At 71.8% G+C, this 17,905-nt stretch carries 12 protein-coding genes; 5 read left to right on the top strand and 7 right to left on the bottom strand.

The window, feature by feature from the left end:
- On the bottom strand, positions 1-1,552 hold a 1,552-nt coding region (locus tag AB0M28_RS28050), incomplete at its 3' end, for a CoA-acylating methylmalonate-semialdehyde dehydrogenase (protein WP_365410755.1).
- 234 nt (positions 1,553-1,786) lie between these two features.
- On the opposite strand from AB0M28_RS28050, the gene AB0M28_RS28045 reads away from it, so the two are divergent.
- Positions 1,787-1,990 carry a MerR family transcriptional regulator gene (locus tag AB0M28_RS28045; protein WP_365410752.1) on the top strand — a complete coding sequence of 68 codons (204 nt, stop codon included), beginning with the start codon at positions 1,787-1,789 and terminating at the stop codon, positions 1,988-1,990.
- An 81-nt stretch (positions 1,991-2,071) separates the two neighbouring features.
- Here AB0M28_RS28045 and AB0M28_RS28040 read toward each other — a convergent pair whose 3' ends face one another.
- Entirely contained in the window at positions 2,072-4,291 is a 2,220-nt protein-coding gene (locus AB0M28_RS28040) for an MMPL family transporter (RefSeq protein WP_365410749.1), read from the bottom strand.
- A gap of 1,010 nt (positions 4,292-5,301) precedes the next feature.
- Between AB0M28_RS28040 and AB0M28_RS28035 the strand changes: the two genes are divergently transcribed.
- From AB0M28_RS28035 to AB0M28_RS28025, 3 genes are all read left to right on the top strand, one after another.
- A complete protein-coding gene (locus AB0M28_RS28035; protein ID WP_365410746.1) occupies positions 5,302-5,958 on the top strand; it encodes a TetR/AcrR family transcriptional regulator in 657 nt (218 codons plus the stop codon).
- 158 nt (positions 5,959-6,116) lie between these two features.
- Positions 6,117-6,335 (top strand): cation transporter, encoded by a 219-nt coding sequence (locus tag AB0M28_RS28030; protein ID WP_365410743.1) that lies wholly within the window; start codon positions 6,117-6,119, stop codon positions 6,333-6,335.
- 79 nt (positions 6,336-6,414) lie between these two features.
- Positions 6,415-8,676, top strand: coding sequence for a heavy metal translocating P-type ATPase (locus AB0M28_RS28025; protein WP_365410740.1), 2,262 nt, complete (start codon positions 6,415-6,417; stop codon positions 8,674-8,676).
- An 824-nt stretch (positions 8,677-9,500) separates the two neighbouring features.
- On the opposite strand, the gene AB0M28_RS28020 is transcribed toward AB0M28_RS28025, so the two are convergent.
- Complete coding sequence (locus AB0M28_RS28020; RefSeq protein ID WP_365410738.1) at positions 9,501-10,790, bottom strand: citrate synthase; 1,290 nt, start codon at positions 10,788-10,790, stop codon at positions 9,501-9,503.
- 195 nt (positions 10,791-10,985) lie between these two features.
- Positions 10,986-13,199 carry an ATP-dependent RecD-like DNA helicase gene (locus AB0M28_RS28015; protein WP_365410735.1) on the bottom strand — a complete coding sequence of 738 codons (2,214 nt, stop codon included), beginning with the start codon at positions 13,197-13,199 and terminating at the stop codon, positions 10,986-10,988.
- A gap of 375 nt (positions 13,200-13,574) precedes the next feature.
- Between AB0M28_RS28015 and AB0M28_RS28010 the strand changes: the two genes are divergently transcribed.
- The gene (locus AB0M28_RS28010) at positions 13,575-14,153 is read left to right on the top strand and encodes a DUF937 domain-containing protein (RefSeq protein ID WP_365410732.1); all 579 of its coding nucleotides are present in this window, start codon (positions 13,575-13,577) and stop codon (positions 14,151-14,153) included.
- 37 nt (positions 14,154-14,190) lie between these two features.
- Here the strand turns inward: AB0M28_RS28010 and AB0M28_RS28005 are convergent, their stop codons facing one another.
- The 3 genes from AB0M28_RS28005 to AB0M28_RS27995 are packed head-to-tail and all read right to left on the bottom strand — an operon-like array spanning position 14,191 to position 17,323.
- Positions 14,191-15,021, bottom strand: coding sequence for a sugar phosphate isomerase/epimerase family protein (locus AB0M28_RS28005; protein ID WP_365410729.1), 831 nt, complete (start codon positions 15,019-15,021; stop codon positions 14,191-14,193).
- Positions 15,018-16,175, bottom strand: coding sequence for a dihydrodipicolinate synthase family protein (locus AB0M28_RS28000; RefSeq protein WP_365410727.1), 1,158 nt, complete (start codon positions 16,173-16,175; stop codon positions 15,018-15,020). Before AB0M28_RS28000 ends, AB0M28_RS28005 begins: the two co-directional genes overlap by 4 nt.
- On the bottom strand, positions 16,172-17,323 hold the full coding sequence (locus AB0M28_RS27995; RefSeq protein ID WP_365410724.1) for a Gfo/Idh/MocA family oxidoreductase: 1,152 nt from the start codon (positions 17,321-17,323) through the stop codon (positions 16,172-16,174). Before AB0M28_RS27995 ends, AB0M28_RS28000 begins: the two co-directional genes overlap by 4 nt.
- Between the last annotated feature and the right edge of the window lie 582 nt (positions 17,324-17,905).

Raw genomic sequence — 17,905 nt, 5'->3', positions numbered from 1 at the left:
CCACGTCGGGTACCCAGATCAGCCGGTTGACCTGGTGAACGTCCAGTCCCTGGAGGAAGGAGTCCAGCAGGTTGACGCCGAACACCAGGGTGCCGTCTGCGGGGTCTGGCCAGCGGGTGGTGACGACCTTGCCGCGGGTGTAGAAGCGGACGCCGTCCGGGCCGTAGATGTGGTGGTCGCCGAAGAGCGAGTCCTTCCATCCGCCGAAGGAGTGGAAACCCACCGGCACCGGGATGGGCACGTTGACGCCGACCATCCCCGCCTCCGCCTCCAGTTCGAAGCGCCGCGCCGCGCCCCCGTCCCGGGTGAAGATCGCCGTGCCGTTGCCCCACGGCGAGCTGTTGATGAGCCGCACCCCCGCCTCGTACGACGACGCCCGCAGCACGCACAGCACCGGGCCGAAGATCTCGTCCTGGTACGCCCGCATGTCGGGGCGGACGTTGTCCAGCAGCGTCAGGCCGAACCAGTGGCCGTTCTCCAGGCCCTCGACCGTGAAGCCCGTGCCGTCGAGCGCCACGTCCGCGCCCTGCTCGCGGGCGCTCTCCACATAGCCGGCGACCTTGTCCCGGTGCTCGCGCGTGATCAGCGGGCCCATCTCCGAGGACGGATCGTCCCCGGGACCGACCTTGATCTTCTCCGCCCGGTCGCGGATCTTCGCGACCAGCTCGTCCCCGACGTCCCCGACGGCGACCACCGCGGAGATCGCCATACAGCGCTCCCCGGCCGAGCCGTACGCCGCGGAGACGGCCGCGTCCGCCGCGGCGTCGAGATCGGCGTCGGGCAGCACCAGCATGTGGTTCTTGGCGCCGCCCAGCGCCTGTACCCGCTTGCCGTGCCCGGTGCCCTGCGCGTGGACGTAACGTGCGATCGGCGTGGAGCCGACGAAGGACACGGCCCGGACGTCGGGGTGCTCCAGCAGCCGGTCGACGGCGACCTTGTCGCCGTTGACGACGTTGAGGACCCCGTCCGGCAGCCCCGCCTCGGCCATCATCTCCGCGAGCCGGATCCCCGGCGAGGGATCCTTCTCGCTGGGCTTGAGCACGAACGTGTTGCCGCACGCGATGGCCAGCGGGAACATCCACATCGGCACCATCGCCGGGAAGTTGAACGGCGTGATCCCCGCCACCACCCCGACCGGCCGGCGGATCGCGGCCACGTCGACGCGCGTGGAGACCTCCGTGGATAGCTCCCCCTTGAGCAACTGCGGGATCCCGCACGCCACCTCGACGATCTCCAGCCCGCGCGCGACCTCGCCGAGCGCGTCGCTGTGCACCTTGCCGTGCTCGGCGGTGATGAGCGCGGCGATCTCCTCACGCCCGGCGGCGAGCAGCTCGCGGAAGCGGAAGAGCACGGACGTCCGCTGGGCCAGCGAGGACTGCCCCCAGCTCGCGTACGCGGCGCGGGCCGCGGCGACGGCCGCGTCGACCTCGTCGGCCGAGGCGAAGGCGACCTGGGCGGACTGCTCGCCGGTGGCGGGGTTGAACACGGGCCCCTGACGCCCCGAGCTCCCGTCCACGGCCTTGCCGCCGATCCAATGACCGATGGTCTTCATCTCGATGACCTTTCCCTCGGACTCGTTCCCGGTCTAACCCGGCGCCGGAGGCGTGTCAACGGCATCCGAGCGCGCCGCGCGTCCCGGCCCGGTGTCACGGGCGGCACAGCCGTAACAGTTGTCACCGTTACACAGGCTCGGTGTCACAGGCGTTCAACAGGCCCTGACCGCCCCGGAGCCGTGTCGTTGAGGGTGCACAGGCTGCTGATCACTTCAGGCAGGAGGTACCCCCCGATGGCCGACCGGAGACTGTGGTCGTACAGGGATATCGCGGCACACCTCGGCGTACAGACGGACACCGTCCGGTCCTACCGCAAGCACGGACTGATGCCACCGCCGGACACCGTGCAGAACGGCAAGCCGCTCTGGTACGTCGAGACCATCCGCCAGTGGGTGGCACAACGGCCGAGCAACCGGGGCCGCCGCGGGGCGAACTGACCGGTGTCCGGGGCCTGTCCGGTGGCCCGGCCGCGTTCGGGCGACGCGGCTCACCGGACAGGCCCCCGGGCACCGGGGCCCTCAGCCGGGTATCCGGCTGAGATCCCTCGGCCGCTCCTCCTCGCGGTCCCGCGCCGGGCCGCCGTCGCCGCCTTCGCTCAGGCCGAAGCGGGCGTGGAGGCGGGCCAGCGGGCCGGGCGCCCACCAGGTCGCCCGCCCGGTGAGGCGCAGCACCGCGGGTACGAGGAGGCTGCGCACCACCATCGCGTCCATCAGCACCGCCAGCGCCAGCCCCAGGCCGAGCATCTTGGTGTTGGTCACTCGGGAGGTGCCGATCGCCACCATCACCACGGCGAGGATCACGGCGGCCGCGGTGATCAGCCCGCCGGTCCGGCTGAGCCCGAACACCAGCGACTGCTCGTGCGACCCGGTGCGGTCGTACTCCTCCTTGATTCGGGATATCAGGAAGACCCCGTAGTCCATGGAGAGCCCGAAGGCCACGCAGAACATCAGCACCGGCAGGGTCGTCTCGATGCTCCCGGTGGAGGTGAAGGCCAGCGGCCCCGACAGATGACCGTCCTGGAAGACCCAGACCATGGCCCCGAACATCGCCGTCAGGCTGAGAGCGCTGACCGCCACGGCCAGCAACGGCACCAGCACGCTGCCGGTGAGCAGGAAGAGCAGCACCAGGGTCGCCCCGACGATGAACACTCCCGCCCACGGCAGGACACCGGCGATGGCGTCCTTCGAGTCGACCAGATCGGCCGCCCTGCCCGCGACGGAGGCGCCGACGGGCGCGTCCACGTCGCGGATCTCGCGGACCAGGGACTGGCTGCCCGCGTCCGCGGCCTCGTCCTCGCCGACCACCGTGACCAGGGCGGTACCGCTCTCGCCGCGCACGGGCGGGGAGACGGACACGACGCCGGGCAGCTCCTGGAGCTGCTGCCGGTACGCGGTCAGCGAGGCGTCCGAGGTGTCGCCGTCCAGGAACACCTCGAGGGTGCCGCCGGGCGTGCCGGGGAAGTCCTCCCGGATGTGCTGCTGCACCACGTGCGCCTCGGCCTTCGCGGGAAGCTGACGGTCGTCGGCCGTGCCGAACTCCACGCGCAGGAAGGGCAGCCCGAGCAGGACCAGACCGGCGACCGTGGCCAGTGCGAACAGCGGTGCCCGGCGCATCACCGTCCGCGCGACGCGCGCCCAGCCCGCCCCGCCCGTTGCGCTCGTTCCGCGCCGCCCTGGCAGGATCCGCCAGGCGTCGACCCGGCGCCCCAGCAGCACCAGCGCCGCGGGCAGCACGATCAGCGCGGCGGCCGCCGCCAGGAGGACGACGGCGATGCCGGCGTAGGCGAAGGAGCGCAGGAAGTACTGCGGGAAGAGCAGCATCGCGGAGAGCGCGACCGCGACCGTCAGCGCGGAGAACAGCACCGTGCGGCCGGCCGTGCGCAGGGTGGTCCCGACGGCCGTCCGGGGATCGGCGCCGGTGGCCAGCTCCTCGCGGAAGCGGCGGACGATGAACAGGGCGTAGTCGATCGCCAGGCCCAGTCCCAGCGCGGTGGTCAGGTTCTGGGCGAACACCGAGACGTCCGTGAACTCCGTGATGCCGCGCAGCACGGCGTTCGTGCCCAGGATCGCGACGATGCCCACGGCCAGGGGGAGCAGGGCGGCGACGGCGCTGCCGAACACGATGACCAGGAGGACCAGGGTCACCGGCAGGGCGATCAGCTCGGCCCGCAGCAGGTCCTCCTGGACGGTGGCCTGGAGTTCGTCGAAGACCGCCGCCTGTCCGCCGAGGCGCACCTGCAGTGGGCCGTGCTCGCCGCGGTAGGCCGGGGCTATGCGGTCGTAGATCTCCCCCAGCTGCGACTCGTCGCCCAGGATGCGGGCGACGATCAGGGCTTCCCGGCCGTCCTCGGAGCGCAGTCCCGCCGCCTGCGGGGAGCCTCGCTCAGCGGTCCAGTACGAACTGACGCCCGCGACGTCTGCTTCCTTGGCCAGGCGGTCGGTGAGGCGGCGGGCCTCTGCCGCGGCCGCGGGGGCGTCCACGCCTTGCTCCTGGCCGGTGTCGACCAGCAGGAGGAGGTTCGGGCGGGAGCCGGGGAAGTGGCGGTCGAGGGCTTCGTTGGCGAAGGCGGATTCCGAGGTCGGGTCCTGCCAGCCGCCTCCGCTCAGCCTGTCGGCGACCCCGGCTCCGCCTATCACGGCCAGGGCCGTGAAGAGCAGGGCCAGGAGCAGGACGGTGCGGGGGCGGGCGGTCACCGCCCTCGTCCACCGTCCGGTGCGGTGTGTGGATGGCTCGGACATGTTCGGTCGCCTCCCGGGCGGTCGTCTTCTCCTGCGGTGCGTCTTGCGTCTGCGGCGGTGCCTCTGCTGTTGCTGCTTGCCGGGTGGGCGTGTGCGTCGCCCGCGGCGGCGCATCTGCTTTCGCCGGGGTGCGCGCGTGTCGGCGCGCCTGGCCGTGCCCCGGTGTTGCCGGGTGGGCGTGTGTCGGCGCCCGCCGCGGTGCCCGTTGATGCCGGGTGGGCGTGTGTCGGCGCCCGCCGTGGTGCCCGTTGTTGCCGGGTGGGCGTGTGTCGGCGCCCGCCGTGGTGCCCGTTGTTGCCGGGTGGGCGTGTGTTGGCCGGGCGCGGCGGCCTCCGCGCCTTCGGCGCGGAGTGAGCACCCGCCCACCCGCCCGTCACCCGGCGCGGGGTCACCGCGCCGCCGCGAGGGCGATTCGCCGGGGCACGGCCCTGGGCTACCGACGGGTTCGCTCCGCAGGCCCGCCGGAGGCGAGGCCCCAAGCGATCCTGCGGGCGCGCCCGTGGCCAGCCCGGCCAAGCGGGAGGACCCGGGAAGTCCGGCCAGGCGGGAGGACCCGGCAGCCCTGCCAGGCGGGAGAACCCGGCGGCCCGGCCGGGACGGTGCCTGGCCTCGGCGGGATCGCCGCCTGAGGGCCTGGCACCGCGCAGGGCCACCCCTAGAACCCGCGGCGTCCGCCGAGTAGGCCCCAGCCGAGGTCCGTCAAGAGCCGGCCGTACACCTGCGCCAGCCTCTCCGTGGTGGTCCGCCGCCCCCTCCCTGAGGGCCACCGCGGAGTGCCGCCCGGGCACGCTCGCCCGAGGCGACTCACCCGTCCCCGGAGCGGTGCTCTCGCGCGTGGAGCGCCGACCGAGTTGGGCTTCGCCTGCCGTCTGCATGGAATACGAGCAATCGCTCGCGTTCCACGGGACTAGAATGCGAGTGAACGCTCGCATTGTCAATCACCCGAAGCAGTGAATGCGAGCAGTCGCTCGCATTTGTCTTCCCGGACACCCAGTGGGAATGTCAGAGCCGTGACCGAGACCCCGCAGCACAGCAGCCGCACCCCCCGCCCCGCGCGGCGCCGGCAGGCGCGCGGGGAGAAGCGCATGGAGCAGCTGCTGGAGGCGGCCGGGCGGGTGTTCCACCAGAAGGGGTTCGCGGCGGCGACGACGAACGCCATCGCCAAGGAGGCCCAGGTCTCCCCCGGCACGCTGTACCAGTTCTTTCCCAACAAGGAGGCCCTCGCCGTCGAGCTCGGCCGCCGCTACAACCAGGCGCTGCGGGACGCGCACAGCGAGGCGTTCACCCCCGACAACGCCCTGCTCCCGCTGGACGAGCTGCTCGACGCCGTCGTCGACCCGATCCTCGGCTTCTGCATCGAGAACCCCGCCTTCCACGAGCTCCTGGAGAGCTCGGAGACCCCCGGCGACTACTCCGACGAGCACGACACCGTCGACGCCAACCTGCTGGCGTCCACCCAGCAGCTCGTACTGCTGCGCGCGCCGGAGCTGTCGGCCGCCGAGGCGACGCAGGTCGCGCAGATGGCGTTCGCCGTCTTCAAGGGCGGCCTCACCCTGGTCCTCGACCACACCGGCGAGCTCCGCGACGCGTACACCCGCCAGCTCAAGCGCGCCCTGTACGGCTACCTCGCCCCCGTCATCGGCACGGACGCCCCGGCCCGGGGCTGACACCCACGGCGCCCCAGCGCCCAATCCGGGCACCGGCCCAGGCACAGGCGATCCCCGCCCTCACCCCCGTCACACCCCAAGGGCTTTGCGGAATACCCCCAGGGGGTATAGTGTTCTCAGTAACGGAACGAAGAACGACTCTCCCCCGAGGAGCCACCATGAGCGTCACCACCGTCTACAAGGTCAACGGTATGAGCTGCGGTCACTGCGAGGGCGCCATCAGCTCCGAGATCTCGGAGCTCACCGGCGTCACCGGCGTCAAGGCCGTCGCCGCCACCGGCGAGGTCACCGTGACGTCCGAGAGCCCGCTCGCGGAGGACGCCGTGCGCGCCGCCGTCGACGAGGCCGGTTACGAACTGGTCGGCCCCGCGGCCTGACCGCGGACGCCGACCGCGGACCGCCGACAACCGACGACAACCGCCGGCCGTCACCCCGTAAAGCACCGAAGGAGGAACCGTGTCCAGCCCGCCCACCACCGCACCGGACCAGCAGGTCGAACTCGAGATCGGTGGCATGACCTGCGCCTCCTGCGCCGCGCGGATCGAGAAGAAGCTCAACCGCCTGGACGGCGTGACGGCGACGGTCAACTACGCCACCGAGAAGGCCAAGGTCTCCTTCGACGAGGGCATCGAGGTCGGCGACCTGATCGCCACCGTCGAGAAGACGGGCTACACGGCGGCCCTCCCCGAGCCCCCGGCGACCGCCGCCACCCCGGCCGCCGGGCAGCCGGACCAGCAGGACAAGCACGACGCGTCGCTCGCCGCCCTGCGGCACCGGCTGCTGGTCACGCTCACCCTGGCGATCCCCGTCATCGCCCTCGCCATGGTCCCGGCCTGGCAGTTCGAGTACTGGCAGTGGCTGTCGCTGACCCTCGCCGCGCCCGCCGTCATCTGGGGCGGCTGGCAGTTCCACAAGGCGGCGTGGACCAACGCCAAGCACGGCGCCGCCACGATGGACACGCTGATCTCCATAGGAACCATGGCCGCTCTCGGCTGGTCCGTGTGGGCCTTGTTCTGGGGCGACGCCGGTACGCCGGGCATGACGCACGGCTTCGACTTCACCATCTCGCGCGGCGAGGGCAGCTCCTCGATCTATCTGGAGGCGGCGGCCGGCGTCACCGCGTTCATCCTGCTCGGGCGGTATCTGGAGCAGCGCTCCAAGCGCAAGGCGGGGGCCGCGCTGCGGGCTCTGCTCGAGCTGGGGGCGAAGGACGTCGCCGTGCTGCGCGACGGGCGCGAGGTCCGCATTCCCGTCGAGGAGCTGCAGACCGGCATGCGGTTCGTCGTACGGCCCGGGGAGAAGATCGCGACCGACGGCGTCGTGGTCGAGGGGACGTCCGCCGTGGACGCCTCCATGCTCACGGGTGAGTCCGTGCCCGTCGACGTCGGCCCGGGCGACTCCGTCACGGGTGCCACCGTCAACGCCTCCGGGCGGCTCGTCGTCGAGGCGACGCGGGTGGGTTCCGACACCCAGCTGTCGCGGATGGCGAGGCTCGTCGAGGACGCGCAGAACGGCAAGGCCGAGGTGCAGCGGCTCGCGGACCAGATCTCCGCGGTCTTCGTACCGATCGTCATCGGGCTCGCCGTGGCCACCCTCGGCTTCTGGCTGGGCGGCGGCTCCGGGGCCTCGGCGGCCTTCACCGCGGCGGTGGCCGTGCTGATCATCGCCTGCCCCTGCGCGCTGGGGCTGGCCACGCCGACGGCCCTCATGGTCGGTACGGGGCGGGGCGCCCAGCTGGGCATCCTGATCCGCGGGCCGGAGGTGCTGGAGTCGACGCGGCGCGTCGACACGGTCGTCCTCGACAAGACCGGGACGGTCACGACCGGGAAGATGACCCTGCAGGAGGTGCTCGTCGCGCCCGGTACGGACGAGGCGGAGCTGCTGCGGCTGGCCGGTTCGCTGGAGCACGCCTCCGAGCACCCGATCGCGCGGGCCATCGCGGACGGCGCGATAGAGCGCGGGGCCTCGCTGCCCGTACCGGAGAACTTCGAGAACGTCGCCGGGCTCGGCGTCCAGGGCGTCGTCGACGGGCACGCGGTGCTCGTCGGGCGGGAGAAGCTGCTCGCCGCGTGGTCCATCGAGCTGCCGGTCGAGCTGGCCCGCGCCAAGGCTGCGGCGGAGGCGGAGGGTCGTACGGCGGTGGCGGTGGCCTGGGACGGCGAGGCGCGCGGTGTGCTCACGGTGGCGGACGCCATCAAGGACACCAGCGCCGAGGCGATCGCCCAGCTGCGGGGCCTCGGGCTTACGCCGGTGCTGCTCACCGGTGACAACGAGACCGTGGCGCGGGCCGTGGCCCGGTCCGTGGGCATCGACGAGGTGCACGCGGAGGTCCTCCCCGAGGACAAGGTGTCCGTGGTGAAGTCCCTGCAGGCGTCCGGGCGGACGGTGGCCATGGTCGGCGACGGCGTCAACGACGCGGCGGCGCTGGCCACGGCGGACCTCGGTCTGGCCATGGGTACGGGCACGGACGCGGCGATCGAGGCGGGTGACCTCACGCTCGTACGGGGTGACCTGCGGGTCGCGGCGGACGCGATCCGGTTGTCGCGGCGGACGCTCGCGACGATCAAGGGGAACCTGTTCTGGGCGTTCGGGTACAACGTGGCGGCTCTGCCGCTGGCTGCGGCGGGGCTGTTGAGTCCGATGCTTGCGGGGGCGGCGATGGCGTTCTCGTCGGTGTTCGTGGTGATGAACAGTCTGCGGTTGCGGACCTTCCGCTGATTGCGGCGTTCGCCGCCTCTGTTCGGGCGGGTCGGGTTGGCACACGGTGCCGGTCCGGCCCGCCTCGTGCGTTTGCCGCCGCGTCTTCGGCTGCCGGTTTCGCTGCGGGGCTCCGCCCCGGACCCCGTCGCGGCCTCCGGCCGCATCGCGCCTGCGGCGCTCGTCCTCAAACGCCGGACGGGCTGGAATGCGGACCTCCACCCTCTTACGCCGGACGGCTGGGGTGCGGCTCCACTCGCTCACGCCGCACAGCTGGGGTGCGGCTCCGCTCCCTCGCGCCGGATGGGCTGGGGTACGGCTCCGCTCGCTCACGCCGGACAGCCGGGGCGGATCCGCCCTCTTACGCCGGACAGCCGGGATGCCACTCCACTCCCTTACGCCGGGCGGGCCGGGCGGGCCGCGCTACGTCCGCCCCGGCTCGCTGGTGGGCGACGCACGCTCCGCGAGCCTGGGCGCTGCCCCCACCTCCCCAGCCCCGCGCAGCCCCCGGCCCAAGGCCCCCGCGCCACCCGCCCGAACGTGACCCAGATCACATCCCCGGAGGGGTAACCCTTTCCCGGGGTCGCGAGTCTAAAGGGGTGATGTCGGCACCCGGCGGAGTCGGCATGGTGTCCGGGAATCGAGGACGTGGGGAGCTTGAGCGGCCCTCCTGCGCACCCAAGACTCCCGACAAGGGAAAGAAAGACGCCCGGCCTGGGCCCCGTGGGGGGAGCCTGGGCCGGGAAGTCGAAGCGCCCCGGCCGATCCGTGGGGGGATCGGCCGGGGCGCGCGATTGTGCGGGCGACCCGTCAGGGGTCGCGAGGGCCCGAAGGCCCGTGAGCCGTCAGCGGGCCTCCACCGGGACGAAGTCACGCAGGACCTCGCCGGTGTAGATCTGCCGCGGGCGGCCGATACGGGAGCCCGGCTCCTTGATCATCTCGTGCCACTGGGCGATCCAGCCCGGGAGGCGGCCCAGGGCGAACAGGACCGTGAACATCTCGGTCGGGAAGCCCATCGCCCGGTAGATCAGACCCGTGTAGAAGTCGACGTTCGGGTAGAGGTTGCGCGAGACGAAGTAGTCGTCGGAGAGCGCGTGCTCCTCCAGCTTCAGCGCGATGTCCAGCAGCTCGTCGGACTTGCCGAGGGCCGAGAGGACATCGTGCGCGGCGGCCTTGATGATCTTCGCGCGCGGGTCGAACGACTTGTAGACCCGGTGGCCGAAGCCCATCAGCCGGACGCCGTCCTCCTTGTTCTTCACCTTGGAGATGAAGGAGTCGACATCGCCGCCGTTCGCCTGGATGCCCTCGAGCATCTCCAGCACCGACTGGTTGGCACCGCCGTGCAGCGGGCCCCACAGGGCGCTGATGCCGGCGGAGATCGAGGCGAAGAGGTTCGCCTGCGAGGAGCCGACCAGGCGGACGGTGGAGGTGGAGCAGTTCTGCTCGTGGTCGGCGTGCAGGATGAGCAGCTTGTCCAGCGCCGAGACGACGACCGGGTCCAGGTCGTACTCGGCGGCCGGCACGGAGAAGGTCATGCGCAGGAAGTTCTCGACGTAGCCGAGGTCGTTGCGCGGGTAGACCACGGGGTGGCCGACGGACTTCTTGTAGGCGTACGCCGCGATCGTCGGCAGCTTCGCCAGCAGACGGATCGTGGAGAGGTGGCGCTGGCCCTCGTCGAAGGGGTTGTGGCTGTCCTGGTAGAACGTCGACAGCGCGCTGACCACGGACGACAGCATCGCCATCGGGTGGGCGTCGCGCGGGAAGCCGTCGTAGAAGCGCTTGACGTCCTCGTGCAGCAGCGTGTGCCGGGTGATCTCGTCCCGGAAGGTCGACAGCTCGTCGACCTTGGGCAGCTCGCCGTTGATGAGGAGGTAGGCGACCTCCAGGAAGGTGCTCCGCTCGGCCAGCTGTTCGATCGGGTAACCCCGGTAACGCAGGATGCCCTGCTCGCCGTCCAGGTAGGTGATCGCGGACTTGTACGCCGCGGTGTTCCCGTAACCGGAGTCCAGGGTCACCAGACCGGTCTGGGCACGGAGCTTGCCGATGTCGACGCCCTTGTCGCCGACAGTGCTGTCGACGATCGGGTAGGTGTACTCGCCGTCCCCGTACCGAAGTACTACAGAGTTGTCGCTCACGTCTTTCCTCACCCGACGTATCGTGCCTCTTCTTTGAGGTGCAGTTAGAGGTCATCCAGTGCCCTGACTACCCTCCAGCTTCCCCCATCCGGGCTCGTTCTGTGCACTCGGGGTCGGCCGGAGGTTCAAGATACGGCACTGGGTGCCACTTCCGGCTCACCCTGCACCGGGCCCGTGGCCCCCGCTGGGGGACCGTCAGCCGCGGCGCAGCCGATGATCCAGCGCCGTACCCCTGCGACCTGCGGAAACGGTGCGCACGGCCTGTCCGAGCGCCTTGCGCGAGCCGACCAGTACGACCAGCTTCTTCGCCCTGGTGACGGCGGTGTAGAGCAGATTGCGCTGGAGCATCATCCAAGCCCCGGTGGTGACAGGGATCACCACCGCCGGATACTCGCTCCCCTGGGAGCGGTGGATGGTTACGGCGTAGGCGTGGGCCAGCTCGTCCAGTTCGTCGAATTCGTACGGGACCTCCTCGTCCTCGTCGGTGAGTACGGTGAGCCGCTGTTCGACGGCGTCGAGAGCGGTCACCACCCCCAGCGTGCCGTTGAATACTCCGTTTCGCCCCTTTTCGTAGTTGTTTCTGATCTGGGTGACCTTGTCGCCGACGCGGAAGATCCGGCCGCCGAACCGCTTCTCGGCGAGACCGTCGCGGGCCGGGGTGATGGCCGCCTGCAGCAGCCCGTTGAGCGTGCCCGCGCCGGCCGGGCCGCGGTGCATGGGGGCGAGGACCTGCACGTCGCGGCGGGGGTCCAGGCCGAACTTCTGCGGGACCCGGCGGGCCGCCACGTCGACGGTGAGCCGCCCGGCCTCCTCGGTGTCGTCCTCCACGAAGAAGAAGAAGTCCGCCAGGCCCTGAGTGAGGGGCTGCTGGCCGGAGTTGATCCGGTGGGCGTTGGTGACCACGCCGGACTGCTGGGCCTGGCGGAAGATCCGGGTGAGCCGCACCGACGGGACGGGGCTGCCGTCGGCCAGCAGATCGCGCAGCACCTCGCCCGCGCCGACGGAGGGCAGCTGGTCGACGTCGCCGACGAGCAGCAGATGGGCGCCGGGCGGGACGGCCTTGGCGAGCTTGTTGGCGAGGAGGAGGTCCAGCATGGAAGCCTCGTCGACGACGACCAGATCCGCCTCCAGCGGCCGGTCGCGGTCGTACGCCGCGTCCCCGCCCGGTTTCAGCTCCAGCAGCCGGTGGACCGTGGACGCCTCGGCGCCCGTCAGCTCCGCGAGCCTCTTGGCCGCGCGGCCGGTGGGGGCCGCCATCACGACCCGGGCCTTCTTGGCACGGGCCAACTCCACCACGGAGCGGACGGTGAAGGACTTGCCGCAGCCCGGACCGCCGGTGAGGACAGCGACCTTCCGGGTCAGAGCCAGCTTCACCGCGTCGCGCTGCTCCGGCGCGAGCTCCGCGCCGGTCTTCGTCTGCAGCCAGGCCAACGCCTTGTCCCAGTCGACGTCATGGAAGGCAGGGAGCCGGTCGTCGGCCGCGCGCAGCAGGGTGAGCAACTGGCCGGCCAGGGAGCGCTCGGCGCGGTGGAAGGGGACGAGGTAGACGGCGATGACCGGCTCGCCCTCCGGCCCGGGGACCTGCTCCTTCACCACCCCCTCCTCCTCCGCGAGCTCCGCCAGGCAGTCGATGACCAGTCCCGTGTCGACCTGCAGCAGCTTCACCGCGTCGGAGATCAGCCGCTCCTCGGGGAGATAGCAGTGGCCCTGGTCGGAGGACTGCGACAGGGCGTACTGCAGACCGGCCTTGACCCGGTCCGGACTGTCGTGCGGGATGCCGACGGACTGGGCGATGCGGTCCGCGGTCAGGAAGCCGATGCCCCAGACGTCGGAGGCGAGGCGGTACGGCTCGTTCTTCGTGACGGAGATGGAGGCGTCGCCGTACTTCTTGTAGATGCGCACGGCGATCGACGTGGAGACGCCGACGCCCTGGAGGAAGAGCATCACCTCCTTGATGGCCTTCTGCTCCTCCCAGGCCGCACCGATCAACTTCGTCCGCTTGGGGCCGAGTCCGGGGACCTCGACGAGGCGCTGCGGCTCCTTCTCGATGACGTCCAGGGTCTCGACGCCGAAGTGCTCCGTGATCCGGTCGGCGATACGCGGGCCGATGCCCTTGATGAGCCCGGAGCCGAGATAGCGGCGGATGCCCTGGATGGTGGCGGGCAGGATGGTGGTGTAGTTCTCGACGGTGAACTGCTTGCCGTACTGGGCGTGCGAGCCCCAACGGCCCTCCATCCGCAGCGACTCGCCGGGCTGCGCGCCCAGCAGGGAGCCGACGACGGTCAGCAGGTCGCCGCCGCCGCGGCCGGTGTCGACGCGGGCGACGGTGTAGCCGTTCTCCTCGTTGGCATACGTGATCCGCTCGAGGACTCCCTCGACCACGGCGAGCCTGGCGGGCGGTTGCGACATGGCACGACGCTACCGAACGGCGCCGACAACGGGGCCCGGACGCCCGTCCGTCCTGTGGACAACTGACCGAAACCGCAGGTGGGGGCAGAAGTCAAGGGGCCCGGTCGCGATGACCGGGCCCCCTCACGTTCCCCCTCCGATCAGCCTTCCCGCACCCCCCTGGTCTCCCCCCGGGAAGCCTGATGCCATATACGACCCGCATAAAGGCCGGAGGGTTGCACGGAATCCGCATGTTATCGATCCGTTATCGGCGGCCCCGCCCCGGACTCGGAGCGGTGCCCTCCGCGCCCGGGTCAGGGCTCTGCGAGCCCCGGGGCGCGGCCCCGCGGGCCGCCCGACATGCCGACCCCGCCGGACCGCCGTAGCGTGGAGTACATGACGGACAAAGCTGTGCATAAGGCGGTGCTCGACCAGCTGGGCAGTGACCAGATGCACCAGCTCGCGAGCGAACTCGGCACCAACGACCGGACCGTACGCATCCTGGTCGACGAGACCGTGTCGTCACTGTCCGGCACCCTCGCCGACGAGGCGCAGACGCCGCAGGGCGCTCACGAGGTAGCGCAGGCGTTCAACGAGGTGCCGTACGACGGCAGCGCCGTACCGGTCAACGTCCGCCCGCTGAGCGGGGTGTCGGCGTTCGCCGGCAGCGGCGCGCTGAAGTCCGGCGTCGCGGGCGCGGTCCTCGCGCGGGTCGCCATGCCGGTCGCCCGGACGGTCGCGAAACGGACGGGACTTCCCGTCACGCAGGTGGAGAAGGCCCTGCGGATCCTGCTGCCGCTGGCGATGACGGCACTGTCGCAGGCGGCGAAGCGCAAGAACGTCAAGGCCAGCGGCCTCTCGGAGTACTTGACGGCCGAACAGCAGCAGGCCCGCCCCAGCAGCGGCCTCCTCGCCACCCTCACCCGCCTCCTGAACGGCGGCAAACCGGCCGCACAGGACCGCGACGCGGCTTAGTCCACATGCGGGGCGCCGGGCGGCCGACGCGCCTGGTTCAGAGCACGAGCTGCCGGTAACGGTCCGCGATCTCCTCCAGGACCTCCGCGCCGTCGCGCGCCCACAGGCCGGGGTTGAAGATCTCCACCTCGATCGGGCCGTCGAAGCCCGTGGCGTCCACCCGCTCGCGGAACCAGCGGAAGTCGACCGCCCCGTCGCCGAGCTGGCCCCGGCCCAGCAGGACGCCCTCCGGCAGCGGCGTGATCCAGTCGGCGAGCTGGAAGGCGGCGATACGGCCGCCCGCACCGGCCCGGTCGATCTGCGCGCCGACGGTGTCGTCCCACCACAGGTGGTACGTGTCCACCACCACCCCGACCTCCGCCGCGTCGAAGCGCTCCGCCAGGTCCAGCGCCTGGGACAGCGTGGAGACCACGCACCGGTCGGAGGCGTACATCGGGTGCAGCGGCTCGATCGCCAGGCGCACCCCTCGCTCGCGTGCATAGGGCGCCAGTTCGGCCAGCGCGGCGGCGACGCGTTCGCGGGCGGCGTACAGGTCGCGGTCCCCGGCGGGCAGACCGCCCGAGACCAGCACCAACGTGTCCGTACCGAGGCCCGCTGCCTCGTCGATCGCTCTCCTGTTGTCGTCGAGAGCGGAGGCCCGTTCTGCCTCCTCGACGGCGGTGAAGAAACCGCCGCGGCAGAGGCTGGTGACGGTGATGCCCGCCTCACGCATCAGACGGGCGGCGGCCTCCACGCCGTACTCCTGCACGGGGGCGCGCCACAGGCCCACCTTGTCGACGCCGGCCGCACCGCAGCCGGCGACGAGTTCCGGCAGCGACCACTGCTTGATGGTCTCCTGGTTGACGCTCAGCCGGGCGAGATCGCTCACTGGTCGACTCCGTACGTCGCGAGCAGGGACTTCATCCGATTCTCGGCGAGCGCCGGATCGGGGAACAGGCCGAGGCCGTCGGCCAGTTCGTACGCGCGCGTGAAGTGCGGCAGGGAGCGCGCCGACTGCAGTCCGCCGACCATCGTGAAGTGCGACTGGTGGCCGGCCAGCCAGGCGAGGAAGACGACGCCCGTCTTGTAGAAGCGCGTCGGCGCCTGGAACAGGTGGCGGGAGAGCTCGACCGTCGGGTCGAGGATCTTGCGGAAGCCGTCCGTGTCCCCCGTGTCCAGCACCCGTACCGCCTCGGCGGCGAGCGGCCCGAGCGGGTCGAAGATGCCGAGCAGGGCGTGGCTGAAGCCCTGTTCGTCGCCGGCGATCAGCTCGGGGTAGTTGAAGTCGTCGCCGGTGTAGCAGCGCACGCCGGCCGGCAGCCGGCGCCGCAGTTCGATCTCCCGCCGGGCTTCCAGCAGGGAGACCTTCACGCCGTCGACCTTCTCCGGGTGCGCGGCGATCACGTCGAGGAACGTGTCCGTGGCGGCGTCCAGGTCCGCCGATCCCCAGTAGCCGCGCAGCGCCGGGTCGAACATGTCGCCCAGCCAGTGCAGGATCACCGGCTGCCGGGCCTGGCGGAGCAGGTCGCCGTAGACGGCGAGGTAGTCCTCCGGTCCGCGCGCGGCCGCCGCGAGCGCCCGCGACGCCATGAGGATCACCTGTGCGCCCGTCCCCTCCACGAGCGCGAGCTGCTCCTCGTACGCGGCCCGGACCTCGCTCAGGGTGTGGGCGCCGGGTGCCAGCTGGTCGGTGCCGACACCGCACGCGATCCGCCCGCCGACGGCCTGCGCCTCGGCCGCCGAACGCCGGATCAGCTCCGCCGCGCCCGCCCAGTCCAGGCCCATCCCCCGCTGGGCGGTGTCCATGGCCTCGGCGACACCGAGCCCGTACGACCACAGATGGCGGCGGAAGGCGAGCGTGGCGTCCCAGTCGACGGCCGCGGGGCCGTCGGGGGCCGTGTCGGTGTACGGGTCGGCGACGACGTGCGCCGCCGAGAACACCGTCCGCGAGGCGAGGGGGGCGCCGCCCGGTGCGGGCGTACGGGCATCGGTGCGGGGTTCGTGGTCGCGCAGCGTTCCGTCGCCGCCCGGCAGCCGGATCACAGCGACAGCTCCGGTACGTCGAAACGGCGGCCCTCGGCGGCGGCCTGCAGCCCCAGCTCCGCCAGCTGTACGCCGCGGGCGCCGGCCAGCAGGTCCCAGTGGTACGGCTCGTCGAGGGCGACGTGGCGCAGGAACAGCTCCCACTGCGCCTTGAAGCCGTTGTCGAACTCGGCGTTGTCCGGGATCTCCTGCCACTGGTCGCGGAAGGACTCGGTGGCCGGGAGGTCGGGGTTCCACACGGGCTTGGGGGTGGCCGACCGGTGCTGTACGCGGCACCTGCGCAGGCCGGCGACGGCGGAGCCCTCGGTGCCGTCGACCTGGAACTCGACGAGTTCGTCGCGGTTGACGCGCACGGCCCAGGAGGAGTTGATCTGCGCCACGGCGCCGCCCTCGAGGCCGAAGATGCCGTACGCCGCGTCGTCGGCCGTCGCCTCGTACGCCTTGCCCTTCTCGTCCCAGCGGCGCGGGATGTGCGTGGTGACGTGGGCCTGGACGGTCTCCACCCGGCCGAAGAGGTTGTGCAGGATGTACTCCCAGTGCGGGAACATGTCGAGGACCATGCCGCCGCCGTCCTGGGCGCGGTAGTTCCAGCTCGGGCGCTGTGCGGGCTGCCAGTCGCCCTCGAAGACCCAGTAGCCGAACTCGCCGCGCACGGAGAGGATCCGGCCGAAGAAGCCGCCGTCGATCAGGCGCTTCAGCTTCAGCAGGCCCGGCAGGAAGAGCTTGTCCTGCACGACGCCGTGCTTCACGCCCGCCTCCTGCGCGAGGCGCGCGAGGGCGAGGGCGCCGGCGGCGCTCGTGGCGGTGGGCTTCTCCGTGTAGATGTGCTTTCCGGCGGCGACCGCCTTCTTGATCGCCTCCTCGCGGGCGAGGGTGACCTGGGAGTCGAAGTAGATGTCGACCGCCGGGTCGGCGAGCACCTGGTCCAGATCGGTGGAGTAGTGCTCCAGGCCGTGCTTGTCCGCCATCTCCCTGAGCGCGTGCTCCCGGCGCCCGACGAGAACGGGCTCGGGCCACAGGGTGCTCCCGTCACCCAGGTCGAGGCCGCCCTGCTCGCGTATCGCGAGGATCGAGCGGACGAGGTGCTGGCGGTAGCCCATGCGGCCGGTGACGCCGTTCATGGCTATGCGCACGGTCTTGCGTGCCATCTGCCCTCCCGGGCTCGGTGGTAGAAAGCGCTTGCTATCGCGCAAGGGAAGTTAATCCCGCCACGGCCGCCTGCGCAAGGGGCGCAGGGAGGCGACCTGGGGGCGGGGCCCGGGGGGCCGGGATGGGGGTGGGGGCGCCGGGCCCCGGGGCTGGACCTGGCGGTCGGGTAGTGGCACCGGGACGGGACCAGGCGGTCGGGCGGGGCGGGGGGACCTGGCGGTCGGGTAGCGGCACGCGGAGGGGCTCTGGCGGTCGGCGGAGGGGCCCTGGTCGTCGGGTGGCGGCACCCGGGGCGGACTCAGGCGGTCGAGCAGCAGCACCCGCAGCGACCCCGGCCGTCGGACAGCGACACCCGCAGCGACCCCGGCCGTCGGACAGCGACACCCGCAGCAACCCCGGCCGTCGGACAGCGACACCCGCAGCAACCCCGGCCGTCGGACAGCGACACCCGCAGCGACCCCGGCCGTCGGACAGTGGCGATGCGATGTGACGGCCCCGGGGGCCCGCCCGTCAGGAGCCTCGCGGTCTGGCAGCGGGGGCGCGTAGCTCGGCACGGCCCTCGCCGTCCGGCAAATCCGGTC

This window comes from Streptomyces sp. NPDC051940 (assembly GCF_040680895.1).
Classification (GTDB): Bacteria; Actinomycetota; Actinomycetes; order Streptomycetales; family Streptomycetaceae; genus Streptomyces.
Note: the sequence above shows the minus strand (reverse complement) of the source record. Positions and strands in the feature narration are given on the sequence as shown.

Coding starts and splice junctions, on each gene's coding strand:
- AB0M28_RS28040 (WP_365410749.1), bottom strand. CDS start 4,291: ATGTCCGAGCCATCCACACACCGCACCGGACGGTGGACGAGGGCGGTG.
- AB0M28_RS28030 (WP_365410743.1), top strand. CDS start 6,117: ATGAGCGTCACCACCGTCTACAAGGTCAACGGTATGAGCTGCGGTCAC.
- AB0M28_RS28015 (WP_365410735.1), bottom strand. CDS start 13,199: ATGTCGCAACCGCCCGCCAGGCTCGCCGTGGTCGAGGGAGTCCTCGAG.
- AB0M28_RS28045 (WP_365410752.1), top strand. CDS start 1,787: ATGGCCGACCGGAGACTGTGGTCGTACAGGGATATCGCGGCACACCTC.
- AB0M28_RS28010 (WP_365410732.1), top strand. CDS start 13,575: ATGACGGACAAAGCTGTGCATAAGGCGGTGCTCGACCAGCTGGGCAGT.
- AB0M28_RS27995 (WP_365410724.1), bottom strand. CDS start 17,323: ATGGCACGCAAGACCGTGCGCATAGCCATGAACGGCGTCACCGGCCGC.